This window comes from Bacillus sp. FSL H8-0534 (assembly GCF_038005885.1).
In the GTDB taxonomy this organism is placed as follows: Bacteria; Bacillota; Bacilli; order Bacillales; family Bacillaceae_G; genus Bacillus_A; species Bacillus_A pseudomycoides.
Map to the genome: position 1 here is coordinate 2,397,340 of NZ_JBBOUC010000001.1, position 16,397 is coordinate 2,413,736.

At 35.3% G+C, this 16,397-nt stretch carries 14 protein-coding genes; 7 read left to right on the forward strand and 7 right to left on the reverse strand.

Annotation, left to right across the window (positions count from 1 at the left end; translation table 11 throughout):
• Positions 1-170 precede the first annotated feature (170 nt).
• The 3 genes from MHH71_RS12395 (at position 171) to MHH71_RS12405 (ending at position 2,851) form a co-directional block, all read left to right on the forward strand.
• The gene (locus MHH71_RS12395) at positions 171-2,000 is read left to right on the forward strand and encodes a monovalent cation:proton antiporter family protein (protein ID WP_018781974.1); all 1,830 of its coding nucleotides are present in this window, start codon (positions 171-173) and stop codon (positions 1,998-2,000) included.
• 163 nt (positions 2,001-2,163) lie between these two features.
• Positions 2,164-2,397, forward strand: a complete 234-nt coding sequence (locus tag MHH71_RS12400) for a DUF4022 family protein (protein ID WP_080740155.1) — start codon at positions 2,164-2,166, stop codon at positions 2,395-2,397.
• 16 nt (positions 2,398-2,413) lie between these two features.
• Positions 2,414-2,851, forward strand: coding sequence for a GNAT family N-acetyltransferase (locus MHH71_RS12405; protein WP_006093564.1), 438 nt, complete (start codon positions 2,414-2,416; stop codon positions 2,849-2,851).
• A gap of 69 nt (positions 2,852-2,920) precedes the next feature.
• Here the strand turns inward: MHH71_RS12405 and MHH71_RS12410 are convergent, their stop codons facing one another.
• From MHH71_RS12410 to MHH71_RS12420, 3 genes are all read right to left on the reverse strand, one after another.
• Entirely contained in the window at positions 2,921-3,268 is a 348-nt protein-coding gene (locus MHH71_RS12410) for a hypothetical protein (RefSeq protein WP_033795886.1), read from the reverse strand.
• 9 nt (positions 3,269-3,277) lie between these two features.
• Positions 3,278-3,478: a helix-turn-helix transcriptional regulator gene (locus tag MHH71_RS12415; RefSeq protein ID WP_016113146.1), complete on the reverse strand. Its 201-nt coding sequence runs from the start codon at positions 3,476-3,478 to the stop codon at positions 3,278-3,280.
• Positions 3,479-3,653: 175 nt separating this feature from the next.
• Entirely contained in the window at positions 3,654-4,946 is a 1,293-nt protein-coding gene (locus MHH71_RS12420; protein ID WP_006093562.1) for an NCS2 family permease, read from the reverse strand.
• 277 nt (positions 4,947-5,223) lie between these two features.
• Between MHH71_RS12420 and MHH71_RS12425 the strand changes: the two genes are divergently transcribed.
• The gene (locus MHH71_RS12425) at positions 5,224-6,615 is read left to right on the forward strand and encodes an amino acid permease (RefSeq protein ID WP_033795885.1); all 1,392 of its coding nucleotides are present in this window, start codon (positions 5,224-5,226) and stop codon (positions 6,613-6,615) included.
• Between the two features lie 182 nt (positions 6,616-6,797).
• Positions 6,798-8,351 (forward strand): hypothetical protein, encoded by a 1,554-nt coding sequence (locus tag MHH71_RS12430; protein WP_006093561.1) that lies wholly within the window; start codon positions 6,798-6,800, stop codon positions 8,349-8,351.
• 34 nt (positions 8,352-8,385) lie between these two features.
• Here the strand turns inward: MHH71_RS12430 and MHH71_RS12435 are convergent, their stop codons facing one another.
• The gene (locus tag MHH71_RS12435) at positions 8,386-10,107 is read right to left on the reverse strand and encodes a DUF2339 domain-containing protein (protein WP_006093560.1); all 1,722 of its coding nucleotides are present in this window, start codon (positions 10,105-10,107) and stop codon (positions 8,386-8,388) included.
• A 214-nt stretch (positions 10,108-10,321) separates the two neighbouring features.
• On the opposite strand from MHH71_RS12435, the gene MHH71_RS12440 reads away from it, so the two are divergent.
• Positions 10,322-10,870: a DUF3916 domain-containing protein gene (locus MHH71_RS12440; protein WP_033798626.1), complete on the forward strand. Its 549-nt coding sequence runs from the start codon at positions 10,322-10,324 to the stop codon at positions 10,868-10,870.
• Positions 10,871-10,911: 41 nt separating this feature from the next.
• Here the strand turns inward: MHH71_RS12440 and brnQ1 are convergent, their stop codons facing one another.
• Entirely contained in the window at positions 10,912-12,213 is a 1,302-nt protein-coding gene (brnQ1, locus tag MHH71_RS12445) for a branched-chain amino acid transport system II carrier protein BrnQ1 (RefSeq protein WP_078211678.1), read from the reverse strand.
• A gap of 577 nt (positions 12,214-12,790) precedes the next feature.
• Between brnQ1 and MHH71_RS12450 the strand changes: the two genes are divergently transcribed.
• A complete protein-coding gene (locus MHH71_RS12450; RefSeq protein WP_006093557.1) occupies positions 12,791-14,176 on the forward strand; it encodes a peptide MFS transporter in 1,386 nt (461 codons plus the stop codon).
• 21 nt (positions 14,177-14,197) lie between these two features.
• Here the strand turns inward: MHH71_RS12450 and MHH71_RS12455 are convergent, their stop codons facing one another.
• Positions 14,198-14,830, reverse strand: coding sequence for a class A sortase (locus MHH71_RS12455; RefSeq protein WP_006093556.1), 633 nt, complete (start codon positions 14,828-14,830; stop codon positions 14,198-14,200).
• 95 nt (positions 14,831-14,925) lie between these two features.
• Complete coding sequence (locus tag MHH71_RS12460) at positions 14,926-16,362, reverse strand: choice-of-anchor I domain-containing protein (protein ID WP_033798624.1); 1,437 nt, start codon at positions 16,360-16,362, stop codon at positions 14,926-14,928.
• Positions 16,363-16,397: the final 35 nt, after the last annotated feature.

Sequence of the window (16,397 nt, forward strand, 5' to 3'; positions counted from 1 at the left end):
CCTCTCTTATCATCCACATTACGGCAATTAAAACATAAACATGAAACCTATACTTATTATGACAAATGTTAAGAAAACTCTTTCTTTATGGAATCGAGTTCACATGCATTGCTTTTCTTCCTATAATATGGCTAAAATGAGTACTATATTATTTGAAGGGAGAGAACGCAGTGGAACACCATTCCTCAGTCCTATCACTTATGATTGTTGTCGCAATCGCGTTTTTCATTCCCCTTTTGTTACAACGCTTTAAACTAAAAGCACTTCCTGTCGTTGTTGCCGAAATTATTGCAGGAATTTTTGTGGGAAAAAGTGGATTTAATATTATCGAGCCAGATATGTGGCTACAAGTTTTATCAACGCTAGGATTTATCTTCTTAATGTTCTTAAGCGGTTTAGAAATTGATTTTTCTATCTTTAAACAAAAAGGGAAAAAGAATAAGACGAATGAACCCAATACGTTCCAAGCAGCAAGCATTATCTTCTTATTTATTTTCATCTTATCCTATGCCCTATCACTTATATTTGTATGGCTTGGATTTGTAGATAACGCGATGTTCATGACATTGATTATCTCAACGATTTCTTTAGGTGTTGTTGTCCCAACACTAAAAGAAAACAACTTAGGAAAAACAGCAATCGGTCAAATTATTTTGTTAGTCGCCGTTATTGCGGACTTAGTGACAATGATTTTACTCGCTGTTTTCGTTGGATTAAACTCTGAAAGCGGTCAGAGCATGTGGCTTCTTCTCGTTCTATTTGGGGCAGGTATTGTAATTTACTTTGTTGCAAGACGCTTTAAAAATATTCCATACCTGGAAAGCCTAAAAGCTGGTAGTGTACAAATTGACACACGTGCTGTTTTTGCGCTTATTTTAATACTAGTCGGATTATCTGAATCTGTTGGTGCAGAAAACATTTTAGGAGCCTTTTTAGCAGGTGTACTCGTATCCTTATTATCACCAAATGAAGATATGGTTGAAAAACTCGATTCCATCGGATATGGTTTCTTCATTCCAATCTTCTTCGTAATGGTCGGTGTAAATTTAGAAGTATGGTCTATTTTTAAAGAGCCTTCTAGTATGTTAATGATTCCAATTTTAATTGTCGGACTCTTTATTTCAAAACTATTGCCATCACTCGTGCTAAGAAAATGGTATCCTCGTAACATCGTATTAGGAAGTGCCATTTTACTAACATCGACACTTTCATTAGTTATTGCCGCAGCACAAATTGGTGAAAAGTTAAATATTATTAGTCCGAGTCTGTCTGCTTCACTTATCTTGAGTGCAGTTATTACATGTATTTTTGCACCTGTATTATTTAAAAAGATGTTTCCAAAAGTGGAAACACCAAAACCAAGAGTTTCTATTATTGGTGCAAGTCGAATCACGCTTCCATTATCACTTGATTTAAAACGCGAAGACTATGATGTAACACTATACATGATGCGTCAAAATAAAGTAAATGCCGAGGAAGCAAAATCTCATGACTTCCCAATCGTAAAACTAGATACAATTACAATAGAACTATTAGAAGAACAAAAAGCCTTCGACGCAGATCGAGTTGTCGTCGCAACAAGTGATGATGAGCAAAACTTATTATTAGCAGAACACGCAAAAGAATTAGGCGTTGAGCATGTCATTGCAAGTGTAGAAGATCCTCTTTTACAGGAAAAAGCAACGCAAGAGCATATTGCTGTATTCTCGACGATTAACTCCACACGCATTTTATTACGTGCACTCATTGATAAGCCGAGTCTCGTTCGTTTAATTACGACTGCGAATGAAACGGTTCGTGAAGTGGAATTACGTAGTAATACATATAACGGTTTACCGCTTCGTCGCTTGCCATTCCTAGGTGACGTACTCATCATTCAAATTTATCGCGGTAATAAAGCATTAATACCACACGGTGATACAAAATTACAAAATGGTGATACACTTCTTGTAACAGGATCAAAAGAGCACATTGATACAATGAAAAGCATATTAGAATAGCAAAAAGTCCCCTTTCAAAATTTGAGAGGGGACTTTTTAAATCGACATGTAAAAAATAACACAAAACAATTACTCCTTGTTTCCCTAAACCATAATACTTTTAATTTTTTTCTTAAGATTCTTACTTCCTTATGGTAAAATATTACTATCATAAATTATGAGGATGAATCACACTATGTCTATTTCAACTTTAGCTCTTTTATTATTAGCAGAGGTACTTGTAGCCATTATTCTCATCGGTATTAGCATTGAAATTTGCAGCTATGGATGGAAGAAGCCAAATGGAACGAAATACTTTTGTCTCTTTCTTTCCCTTATTATTGGTACTTGTAGCATATTAGGCCTTTGTGTTGCGCCGGCCTATTTCTTTTTACAACTCATAGAAAAATCTTCATAAGAAAGGTGGATTATGTATGGTTACAATTAAATGTATTGACGCCTCCGAAACATACGAACTACGTCAAAAAATTTTACGTCCAACTCAACAGTTGGAAGATTGTAAATACCCATCTGATTACGAAACAAATTCCTTTCATCTCGGTGCCTTCTTAAATGATAAACTCATTAGCATTGCTTCGTTCTCTCATGAAATCCCCCCTTCCTTACAGGGTAACCATCACTATCGTTTACGAGGCATGGCTACAGTACCCACCTTTCGGAAACAACATGCCGGTAGCTCATTAATCCAACAAGCTGAAGTAATCTTAAAAGAGCGTCAAGCAGAGATATTATGGTGTAATGCTCGTATTACCGTTACAGATTACTACAAACGATTAGGATTCCTTGAGCATGGTGAAACATTCGATATACATCCGATTGGACTTCATAAATTAATGTATAAAACATTATGAATTGAACTACCCCTCCCTACCTCTACACGAGCTTGAGGTAGGTGGGGGATTTTTCATATTTTCTATGTCTCATTCATCCTCTTCAGATCGTATTGTTCTTCTATAATTGTAAGCATATAACGATGGTACCAAGAAACAAATAAATATAACAAGACCAATTAGTCCTGTGCCCTTTAAAGAAGCATTTGGTGTTACAATCATATTAATTCCCATAATTACAATTGCAAGTGTAATAGGGAGCAATAACAATTTAAAAAAATAGCTTCGTTTCACCGGTTCTCCGCCTTCATATCCCACTCCTTTTATGACATAACGGTAAAAAACCATACCTAATATCACAAGGTTTTGTAAAACAAATGCCATTCTAGTATGTTTTAGTCCTTGAATCATTAAGCGTTCATCTTTCACGATCCTCATCGATATCCTTCACTCCTTATCCTCCCAAAATAAATCATTTAACGTTTGATTTACGGCATAACAAATTTTTAAACACAAATCTAAAGAAGGATTATATTTTCCTTTTTCAATTAAACTAATCGTTTGCCGTGTAACTCCTACTTTTTCTGCTAATTGTTGTTGTGTTAAATCTAACTGAACACGAGCGACCTTTATTTTACTTACAGCCAATCCATGCCCCTCCTTCACTATTAATTGTAACTTATATATTCCATTATTAAATTACATTATTATTGAAATGCAATTTCTCTCTTCATAACGAATTATCCATTTCTACGAATAAAAGTTTTACCTTATTATACACGAAAAAAGGTACTACCTATGAGGAGTACCTTTTTCTATCTCATTATAAAAATAAATGACATCCAAACAAAATCGCAAAGAAATAAAGAAGCGGATGAACTTCCATCCCTTTCCCTTTCACAATCTTTAAGATAGGATAGATTAAAAATCCAAGTGCAATTCCATTCGCAATACTAGATGTTAATGGAATCCCTACGAAAATTAAAAACGCCGGTAATGCATCTTCAAATTCATTCCAGTTAATATCGCGAATACTTTGTGCCATTAGACTTCCTACAATGATTAATGATGGAGCAGTAATTGCTGCTACACTTGATAAAGAGGCAATAACAGGACTGAAAAATGCAGTAACTATCGTTAAGCAGATTACTACAATACTTGTTAATCCTGTTTTACCACCTGCTGCAATTCCCGCTGATGATTCAATCGTTGCTGCTGTCGGACTTGTCCCGAATACTGCTCCCGTTGTACCACCGATTGCATCAGCAATAAATGCTTTACCGAAACGTTTTTCAGTGTTATCTGTACTTAAACCAGCTTGTTTAATTAAACCAAGCAAGGCACCGGTTGTATCAAATAACAGTACAAGTAAAAATGAAAACACAACTCCGTATAATCCATATTCAATCACATCAGATAACGCAGTCATCGGATTTGAAACAATGATTCCCTTTGGTAAGTGAGGGATAGCTGCAATTTTATCCTCAAACTTAAGTTGACCTGTAAAAAAGGCAATGATGCCCGTCACAATCATACTAATAAATAGTGCACCACTCACACGTAATGCCATTAACACTGCTGCTAACACTAAACCAATTAGTGTTAAAATAACAGCTGGTGAATGAAAATCTCCAATTGTAACTAAATTAGATGGATGATCAACGATAATCCCGGATAAACGAAGACCAATGAAAGCAATAAATAACCCAATTCCACCCGCAATAGCCTGTTTTAAACTATCTGGAATTGCTACAATAAGCTTTTGACGAAATGATGTGAAGGATAGTAAAAGAAAAATAATACCTGTTACAAATACTGCTGAAAACGCAATGCCATATGTAATGCCTTCTGCCTTTTGTACAACAGAATAAGCAAAGTACGCATTCATCCCCATTGCTGGAGCAATGACAATCGGATAATTTGCTAAAAACGCCATACATAGTGTTCCGACAACTGTCGCAATAATGGTTGCCGTAAATGCTTGATCAAAAGGTACACCTGCATCAGACAATATTTTCGGATTGATGACAAGAATGTACGCAAATGTAAAAAACGTTGTGATGCCAGCTAAAATCTCTTGCTTCACAGAAGTGTTATACTTTTGTAATTGAAACATGCTTAAGTACCCTTCCTACACAATGAATTATTATCACACATTCTTTTCTTACTATTATATGAGAAAATGTAATACTTAATCTTACCAACCAATAAAAAGAAGAGTCAATATATTCAATAATAGTTCGAATTTTAAGTTTAGGTCTGACAAATATAGATATAGTACAGCATACATCGACTATTTTTGTAGCATAACAGAAAGAAATGTTTTATAATTTAAAATAGTTAAACATCAAGTAAGCGTATTCAAACTTTTTCATCCTACAAGGAGGCTTCTTATGCAAAACACAAACAAATCAGGAAATTTAAACCGCGGTCTAAAACAACGGCACATCACATTGATGTCTCTTGGATCCGCTATTGGCGTAGGACTATTTTTAGGATCTGCTTCCGCTATTAAATTAGCTGGACCTTCTATTCTATTAGCCTATATGATTGCTGGACTCGTTATCTTCTTCATTATGCGCGCTCTTGGGGAAATGGCAATTGAACAGCCTGTTGCTGGTTCTTTTAGCAAATATGCACATGATTATTTAGGACCGTTAGCAGGTTATATCACTGGTTGGAACTACTGGTTTTTATGGGTTGTTACTTGTATGGCAGAAATCACTGCCGCTGGTATTTATATGGAGTTTTGGTTCCCGGATATCCCGCGCTGGATTTGGGCATTAATGGCTCTCGTATTAATGAGTGCATTTAACTTTTTATCTGTAAAAGTATTCGGGGAACTTGAATTTTGGTTTGCTTTAATTAAAATTGTCACAATTATCAGTATGATTGTAATTGGTACAGGAATTATTTTATTTGGATTTGGAAATGATGGTATCGCCACTGGTATTTCAAATCTTTGGTCACACGGCGGATGGTTTCCAAATGGTTTTTCTGGGTTACTTCTTTCCTTACAAATGGTTTTATTCGCTTATCTAGGAGTCGAGCTCATCGGTGTCACAGCTGGTGAAGCACAAAATCCAAAGAAAACACTCGCAAAAGCAATTGATAACGTATTTTGGCGTATTTTACTGTTCTACGTTGGAGCCTTATTTGTTATGATGGCAATTTATCCATGGAATGAACTTGGCGATAAAGGAAGTCCATTTGTATTAACATTCCAACAAATTGGTATAGCAAAAGCAGCAGGGATTATTAACTTTGTCGTCTTAACAGCGGCTCTTTCTTCTTGTAACGGTGGTCTATTTAGTACGGGACGTATGTTATTTACATTGGCGCAACAAAAAAAGGCACCTGAAAAGTTCGGCCGTTTGAATAAAAATGGGATTCCAAGTAAAGGAATTTTAGCAACTTCTTTCGTCCTACTAGCTGGTGTTATTTTAAACTATCTTGTTCCTGCAAAAGTATTTACATGGCTTACTAGTATTTCAACGTTCGGCGCAATTTGGACATGGGGGATCATATTAGTTACCCAAATCCGATTCCGAAAAGGATTACCAGCACAAACTAAGCAAAATTTAACGTATAAAATGCCTTTGTATCCATTAAGTTCTTATTTTTCACTCGGTTTCCTTACATTAGTATTAGGAATTATGGCTTATTCAGAGGATACACGAATTGCATTAATTGTTGGTCCAATTTGGTTAATTGCATTGGTAGTTGTATATTACTTAAAAGGATTTCATAAGATAGATGCTGTAGAAAATTCAAAAATCAGTTAAATATGTTACCCCTTCCTGATAGCGAGGAAGGGGTTTTCTTATTTTTCACACAAATATTTATCAACAAAATTCATGTTATTTTTACAAATTTTTTGTATATTTCACATTTTCCATCTTTATTTTCATAAAAAAATCCATTACATTATTAAGGGACATATATTTATTATTAGGGGGATTCTTCTATGAAGAACAAAAAATGGCTTAAACTTTCTTTAGCAACAGCAATTACACTCAGTATCGGAAGCACTTATATTCCACCTGCTTTCGCTGAAAGTTCTACAGATCCAGCACCTGAAATTGCTGCAAAAGTTGTAAATCAAAACAATGGGAAGAAAGTATTATTTGATAATACACATGGGCAAACAGCAGGTACAGCTGATTGGGTCATTGATGGTGGTTTTTCCGATTTTGGAAATGGTATTTCTAAAAATGGATATTTTGTAAAAGAGCTTCGCCAATCTACACCTATTACATATGAAAATTTAAAAGATTATAATGTGTTTATTGTTCCTGAAGCAAATATTCCTTATAAAAAATCTGAACAAGATGCTATGTTACAGTATGTTAAAAATGGTGGTAGTATTTTCTTTATCGCAGATCATTATAATGCAGACCGAAATAAGAATCGCTGGGATTCTTCAGAGGTATTTAATGGATACAGACGTGGTGCATGGGACAACCCTGCAAAAGGTATGTCTAGTGAAGAAGCAAACTCGCCAGCAATGCAAGGAGTGGAAAGCTCCGATTGGTTATCTCAAAACTTTGGTATTCGCTTTCGCTATAATGCGCTTGGAGATGTTTCTGCCAAAAATATTGTATCACCTGAACAATCCTTTGGTATTACGAAAGGTGTTTCATCAGTAGCTATGCATGCTGGTTCTACACTTGCCATTACAAACACTAAATTAGCAAAAGGAATCGTGTACCTTCCAGAAAACCCATCAAAATGGAATAACGCTGTTGATAGTGGTGTTTATAATGGTGGCGGTATTGCAGAAGGTCCTTTTGCTGCTATTGCTAAAGTTGGTCTTGGAAAAGCAGCATTTATCGGCGATTCTTCTCCTGTTGAGGATGCCTCACCAAAATATGTTCGTGAAGATACAGGACAAGCAAAAAAAACATATGATGGGTATAAAGAAGAAAATGACGCTATCTTATTGGAAAATATCGTTAATTGGTTATCTAAACAAGAAACCTATACAAGTTTAGATCAAGTAAATGGCTTACAACTTGATAACCCAACACCTTTACAAACATTTGAGCAACCTAATTTATCAACTGAGCCACAACCAGAACCTTGGAGCGCCCCAAATCAAGGATATAAATGGTTCAATACAAATACATTTAAGCCAGGTTCATATGGATATAGCAGTACAGTAACTACACCTGTAAATAATTACGTAGTTACGCATCCTAGTATCCTGCCAAACAATGAAGTATTCCAAGTGAAAATTCAATTAAATAACTTATTACCAAATACAACATATAGTAATTATTCTCTAGGAATTTTCACAACTGGAGGATCACAAGTTGCGAAAATCCAAAATGAAAATGGTACTTGGCCTTCTAGCTTTGGATATAGTAATGCATTCTCTTTCATAACAAATAGTCTAGGTTTTGCTGAAAAAGTAGTAAATGTACAACTCGCACCAAATACAACTGGACAAGCCACTTTGCGTCTTCGTCAAAATACAACGACAAAATATAATGAAGCTGTCACTATTAATAATAAATAATAAAAAAAGCAATCCTAAATGGATTGCTTTTTTACTACTCATCTTTTTCTTTTGAGAAAAACATTCTAGAAATAACAATTCCTAGTCCACCAATAAGTAAGAATAATACTGCACGAATCATCATTGATACTTCTGGTAAATCTAAGAAGAATAACTTACTCACTGTCACAACTAACACCACTAGCCCCGCATACAGTATTTCATTCATTCTTCTATTACGCCCAAACCAAACTGAAACTAAAGCATATATCATCCATAAAAGAGAGACAGGTACACTAATGATACTTCCGCTTGTTGAAAGAACCTCTCCTATTCTAGTAATTGTAATAAATACAAGTACCATAAAGCCGTACAGTGTAATCGAATACACATGTTTTCCAAAATGTTGTAACATTGGTTTCACTCTCATCATGCCATAATAAAATGTTCCAAGCAAAATGAAGTGAGCTACAAAAGCAGCTGACATAAATGCTTCAAATGGACTAACGAGCGTTTGAAGCATACCAATCGCATAAATAACAGCGCTTATATAAAACTTAATTTCTTGTTTCAATTTAACAGAAGTAACAACACCTAAGAATCCTTGTAACATTAAGATGATCGATCCATTTACTAAGCTGAACTCATATAAAATCGCTAAACTAAACGATCCCATTGCAAATCCAAATAAAAGATCCGTAAATAATGATTTTTTATTTTTCGTATATTCAGCTACAAACATTACAGCGTGCACAATTGTACTAATCAATAATCCCCATGTTGTAAAGTCTGGAATTTTTACAATTGCCATAATAAAGAAGATTGCATTCGCACTAAACAACGCCATTCTAGGTTGATAAATAAAACTTCGGTTCATAAACATATGCCAAAAAAGTGTAATATGAATGAATCCATACACAACTGTTAATTGTACATTTAAATTTCCTAGTAACACTGTCATAATGACAAAGAAGACAAATGTTACAAGTACAGAAACACAATAAGACACCATATATAAATATTGATAACGGTTCTTATACGCATACCATAATAAACTAATCGTTAATATTGCTTCATATCCAAAGAAAATGTAAGAATTAGGTGTTGTACTATTTAATAAGAACGGTACAAAAAAGGCACCTACAGATACAAATATAGCGAGATACTCTGATTGATATCGCTTAGCTAGATAGATGCCAAGTATAATCCAAATAATATTTAATATAAATGCAATGGTTGCCGGAAAGAAATGATACAAATAATGTGCAGCGAATGTCGTTAAAACAATACCTGTAATACTCCCCCCAGCTAATACTAACCCTAAAGCTTGACGTTCCTGTTTTATTTGCAGATCACCTACATAGTACAAACCAACTGATAATACTACGCCAAATACAATACGAATTGCTGGAGTAAGTAATCCCGCATCTACTCCCGCTTTAAAGAGCCAAATTACCCCCAGTAGCATAATAGCAACGAAAATACGTGGCAGCCATGTTTGACAAAATTTTATAATATCAAACGGTTCAGGCTTAAATGCAGAAATATCTACTTGTTTTACTTCTGGTTCTTTCACTCTTTCTTCATTAACGACAATTTCTTCTTTTCTCACATTTGGTGCAGGGATACTAGTTTCTTGTTTCTTCTGCTCTCTCTCCTGTTGAACTTTTTCTACTTCTATTTCCCTTTGCTGTGCCTTTAATTCATAGAGCGCCTCTTGGATTGTATCAATCGCTGTTTCTAGAGCTTCTATTTTTTTGTTTAAATCCTGTTTCATTCTCTCCCCCCTCTAATCATGCTGCTAAAATGGTACTATACATATAATTGGTGAAATTACCCATTACTTACATCATACTATTAGCTTATTCATTTTTTAAGAGAAATTTCTCTAACATTTCCTAGTTTCTGCTATTATAGTAATAAATAGCATTTCTCCTTCTTCTTTTCAGCGTAACTAGAAAAATAAAAAATATTGCTTATGAGGTGTTGCTTTGGAACAATCAATTTGGAACAATAACTCAAAAAAGAAAACCCGTGGTCTAAGGCGCGCATTCCGAAATTTCTTGCAATATACGACTATACATACAAACTCTTTACCAAATGCTAATGAACAGTCTGCTTTAGGTTGCTGGTCTATTCATCTTCCCTTCAATCCTTCTTATATGCATTCAAAACGTAAATCGAACTCGATTAAACGATTTTATTTACAGACAGCAATCAATCGAGTAGAGCATTTAATCCGTATAAAAACTACAACTGAAAAAGAGTATCGTATTTATTTTGTTGTCTCTTTTCCTAATTTACAAGCTTCTAATATCTTAATTGTATGTAGTAAACAAGGAATAGAACGATTTTTTGAAGGCTTTCTAGGTAGATACATGGACGGACCACAGTGGATTCCATTACCACAAGAACGCGAGATTGAACAAGAATGCGGCTTACATATACCTAACGAATTACAAGTAAAAGGATATACAGAAATTTTTACTGATTCTGATTACAATGACAAAGAAATTTGGTTTATAGGTGAATTAGATTAAACAAAAAAGGCGTTTTCCAGTATAGAAAACACCTTTTTCTTCTAATCCTTTTTATTCATACAAGCACTTACAATCATTCCTAAGCAGCCACCTACAATCGCTGGAATAATCCATCCTACTCCTTCTGTATATAAAGGAATGTGTTCTAATATAGATGTCCATTTTGAAAGTAGCACGTTACGATTTAAAATATCTATTCCACTAAACACCGCTACTAGTCCAATAGTCACTGGATATATATACGTATACTTACCGATATACTTATGACATAGTCCTAAAATAATAAGTGTTAAAGCAATCGGATAAATAAACCCAAGAATAGGGACTGATACTTTTAAAATTTGTGTTAATCCTAAATTAGCAAGAATCATACTAACGACACTTAAAACAAAAGCCCACACTTTATAAGAGACTCTTGGAAATACTTCTGTAAAAAACTGACTACAAGATGTAACAAGTCCGATCGATACACACAAACAAGCAACTGTAAAAATAATTCCTAATAATATCATACCGCTCTGTCCAAATAATGCAGTCATCACATGAGCTAATACTTGTGCACCATTATCAAATTTTCCAAGTGAGCCACTTATTGATCCGACATATCCGAGAATAACGTAAATAAGAGATAATAATAGACCAGCACCTATACCTGCCATGCTCATATACTTTGCTATGTTCTTTTCATCTTGTACTCCTTTTACACGTAAAGCATTTGCTACAACAATTCCAAAGATTAACGCTGCTAAAGCATCCATCGTTAAATACCCATCTAAAAACCCTTGAAATACCGGAGTATTTCCATAGTTCCCCACTGGTACTTGAACATCTCCTACTGGTGTAATCATACTCTTTATAAAAATAAGGGCAATCATACATAACAATAAAGGTGTTAATAGTTTCCCAAACAGCCCCATCAATTTTGATGGTGATAAACTTAGCCAATATACAATGCTAAAAAAGATGACTGTATAGATAAGTAGCAACACACTACCGGAATCAGGAAATAATTGACCTGGTCCCATTTCAAAAGCTAAACTTCCTGCACGTGGTATACCAAGCCCAGGACCGATAAACAAATAAATTAAGCAAGGAAAAATAATTGCAAAAGAGGAATGTACACGATTTGCTAGTCCTTGGAAACTTCCGGCCTTAGCGATTGCTATTACACCTAATATCGGAAGTCCAGTTGCTGATATGATAAAGCCCAACAATGCAATCCATACATGATTCCCCGCTTCATATCCAAGGAAAGGTGGAAAAATAAGATTTCCAGCTCCAAAAAACATGGAAAATAACATCAGGCTCATAAGCAAAATTTCTTTTTTCTGTAATGATTTCATTTCTTTCTCCTTCGTTACTTTCATATAAAGTGGAATCCTTTTCACCCTATATACATTTTGTTTGTTCAACATATAAATTGCGGCTACGCCTAACAAAAGATGATTCGCACTCATCTTCTCTCTTTGTCTTCACTTAGTATGAGACAGGAAAAGGATCTGACTGCTTCTATCCATGAACAAATGCTCTCTCCCATTAAAAAAAAGAGGTATATAACTCGATTTTGATTTTCCAACATATCAGTTGCGGCTTTGAAAACAAAAGCAGACCTCCACTCGTTTTCTCCTTTTGTTTTCCATGGCATAGGGCTAAAAAAGGCCCTAACCGCTTCTATACATAGTCGGATGCTCTCTTCCATCTAAAAAGAAAGGTTTTACATTGTTTTTCAATTTTCACTTATACGCTAAAACAAACATAGTCCATAGTCTACCACAAAAGAAATCCCTATTCTACATCCGCTCTGTTTTCCAATTTCTTCTGAAAAATCAACCTTTATTGACATGTAATAGTTAATAAAGTAAACTATTACATATACAAAACTATTAACTTTGTTTTTGTTTGTGTCAGGAGGAAACTGAAATGGAATCAACGATACAACTTGAGAAAAAACAACAACGAAACAAGAAACATCCTCCAGGTTTATACTTACTCTTCTTCACAGAAATGTGGGAACGATTTAGTTACTATGGATTACGAGGATTATTAACACTATACTTAACAACAGCTTTAGTAAGCGGTGGTCTTGGATTTAGTCCCGGGTGGGCACTTTCTATCTATGGCTTTTACACTGGAGCGTGTTACTTTACTCCAATGATTGGTGGATACTTAACTGACCGATTTCTTGGAAGACGTTTAGCTATCACGATAGGTGGCGTGACAATGGCAATCGGTAACCTTACGCTATTTGCCCTGCAAAACCAAATCGGCCTATACCTTGGACTCGCGCTTATTATTATTGGTAATGGTTTCTTCAAACCAAATATTTCTACACTTGTTGGACAACTGTATGAAGAAAATGACCCAAAACGTGATAGTGCATTTACCATTTTCTATATGGGTATTAACGTCGGTTCATTTTTAGCTCCACTCGTTTGCGGATTTTTATCAGAAAATTTATTCAAAACAACAGTAGATGGCGTTGTTCATTACGGCTTCCGTTACGGATTCTTAGCTGCCTCAATCGGTATGATTATTGGACAAATTTTATTTACAACATTGTCTAATCGCTACCTTGGTGATATCGGTAAAAAACCAACAATAGATTTACAAGCGGCATCAGGGAAACAAACAGCTGGTAATACACCACTCACAAAAAAAGAAAAACAACATACAGCAGTTATCGTTATTCTAACTTGCTTCGTCGTCTTCTTTTGGGCTGGTTTTGAACAAGCTGGTAGCTCACTAACGTTATATACAAGCAAGTTTGTTGATCGTTCTGTGTTCGGATGGGAAATCCCAACATCTTGGTTCCAATCAGTCAATCCACTATTTATCATTTTGCTTGCTCCCGCTATTTCAGCACTATGGGCTAAGCTGGCTACAACAAAACGTGGAGATTTAAAAATCCCAACAAAAATGGGACTCGGTATGATTTTACTTGGAATCGGTTATATCGTTCTTGTTATCGCTACATTAAAAACAGGTAGTGATGAGCACAACATTACAGAGCAAGCAAACCTACTATTTATTGTCTTTACTTACCTTTTCCACACATTAGGTGAATTGTTCTTATCACCTGTTGGATTATCAATGGTCAGTTCTCTTGCACCAGTAAAACTCGCTTCATTACTGATGGGCGTTTGGCTCGCTAGTTCAGGGGTCGCCAACATTTTAGGTGGTCAACTCGCTAGTTTTACAACTTCACTTGGATATTCAGAAGTATTCACAGTTATAGGAGCAGTCGCTATTGTTTTAGGATGTGTTTTATTACTACTTTCTAAAAAACTGGTAAAATGGATGGACTAAAAAAGCTGAGGGATTACTCCCTCAGCTTTTTTTCTTCGCTTTTACAAACTCCCCAGTAACAACAAAACGCTTCGAGTTATCAGATACAGACACACATGTAATAAGTGTAACTTCTGTTTTCCCGTGATCTTCTACTACTTCCCATTTATCAGGTGTTACTTCTGACACATTCGCAACAACGTACTCATACTCATTTTTATTATCATATAAATAGATTTTATCGTTCTTTTTTAACGAAGATACATCGCTAAACAAAACACCTTTTTTTGACATGTTATGTCCTGCCAATGCATAATTTTCTTTTCCCATCTCTTGCTTCTCTTTTACAGTTGCTGCTCCTGATAATAAATTTTTCTCGGTAGAAGCATTTAAAATAGGTAATTTCAATGAAATACTTGGAATCTCAATACGACCAATTACTTGTGTTTCATCTAATGATGCATTCGCTACCTCTGATAAATCAGGTTGGTCAATTTTAGATGCATCTACAAATTTCGTATCCTGTTTTTGATATTCCATCTTCTGAACAGCTTGTACATTTTCTGTTTGCTTCTTCTCTGCCATATATCCGTCATAAAATGGCTTACCAATTAAAATGCCACCTACAACAAATAAAAGAACTGCTAGTATACTATATATTCTCTTCTTATTCATACATAATTCCTTCCCTTTACAAAATCTTACTTCTATATAAGATGATAAAGTAAGATGACTATATGTACAAGTATGAGACGAAAAGGAAAAGAAATTTATTTACTTATACGATAAAAACTTAATACTCCATCTACTTCATCCGCACTTACAAACAAATCTCGACCGTTTACTTTATAAATTCCTTCTGGTGCTGCCCCAGCTGATGGAGCAAGTCCAATATAAACCGGGAACATTGGAATTGTCATATCGAAAAATAATACAGCATTTGCCCTTTCAGCAGCTACTGCTAAGATGGAATTTCCTTTTATCATACCCGTCGCCACATTTTCTACTTCACTTCCGCGATTTTCACTTCTATTATCAGGATATAACCCAGCAGCTGCTACTTTTTCATCAATAAGATTCATACTATCGTACACAAGAGATCCGTCCTGACTCCATACAGAAATATTTCTCCCCCCTGATTTCACGCCATCTTTAAACTCATTTTTACCAAGATCCCCTTCATTAGCAGTAATGAGAAATCGCCCAGACGGATCCCATGTCACACCATCTGGTTCTAGGCGTGCAGTCACCTCATCTTGAAAAGATACGGTACCATCCTTTTTTAAATCTGCTTTATGTGTTGTGATGCCAAGACCAAATATATTTTCAATTCGTTTTTCTACAATATTTACAATTGCTACCGCATTATTTTCTTGTAATGTAACAGCTGCTTTATCTCCTTTTGCGCTAATCGCTACATACTCCGGCTGCGGATCATGCTTATAGATTGCTCCATTACTAATGTTACTCATATGGATTGGAAGCTCAGTATGTTCCCCGCGCATGACATCACCGTCAGGAAATGTAATCATAGAAATACTTCCTGGTCGTTTTGTTTTTTTCATATTCACTTCATTTTCATCATTTGGATCGTTTTCTTCATCTTCATTACAAATAATAAGTGTTCTTCCATCTGCTGTTAACGCTACTGAATCTGGTCCTACACCTACTTCATACGTTTTTACAACTCTCTGCGCTGCTAAATCCACTACCGCCACTTGTCCCTTATTTGCATAATATAAGTTATCTCCAGTTCGAAAAGCAGCCAATGCGTACTTTCCGTCTGGTGTAACCGTTACACTCGTTACTTCTGCTTCTGAATGAATTTCTTTAAAACTCACATTTCCTAATACTTTTATATTCTCTAAATCTGCAATTGATAGAATCTGAATTTGTCCTAAATCTGCTTCCGTAACAACAAGTGTATTCCCATCAGGTGTTGATGCTGTAATTTCAGCCTTCCCATTTGGCATTTGAAATGAGGCGATTCGATTAACTTTTGTATCCTTATGTTTTTTACCAATAAAGTCCGCCACCATCTGTTCCACTTTCCCGCGATACGCTGGGTTAGATATACTCCCCTTTGGTAACGTATCTATTTTATTCACAACCTTTTGTGCGTCCTTGTCTATTGTTTCTGCACTCACATCATTTCCTGCCCATAATACACTTGCAATCATCCCACCGTATAAGAACGCCTTTTTCATTTCCCCACTCCCTTTATTCGATACGTCCAATTTCT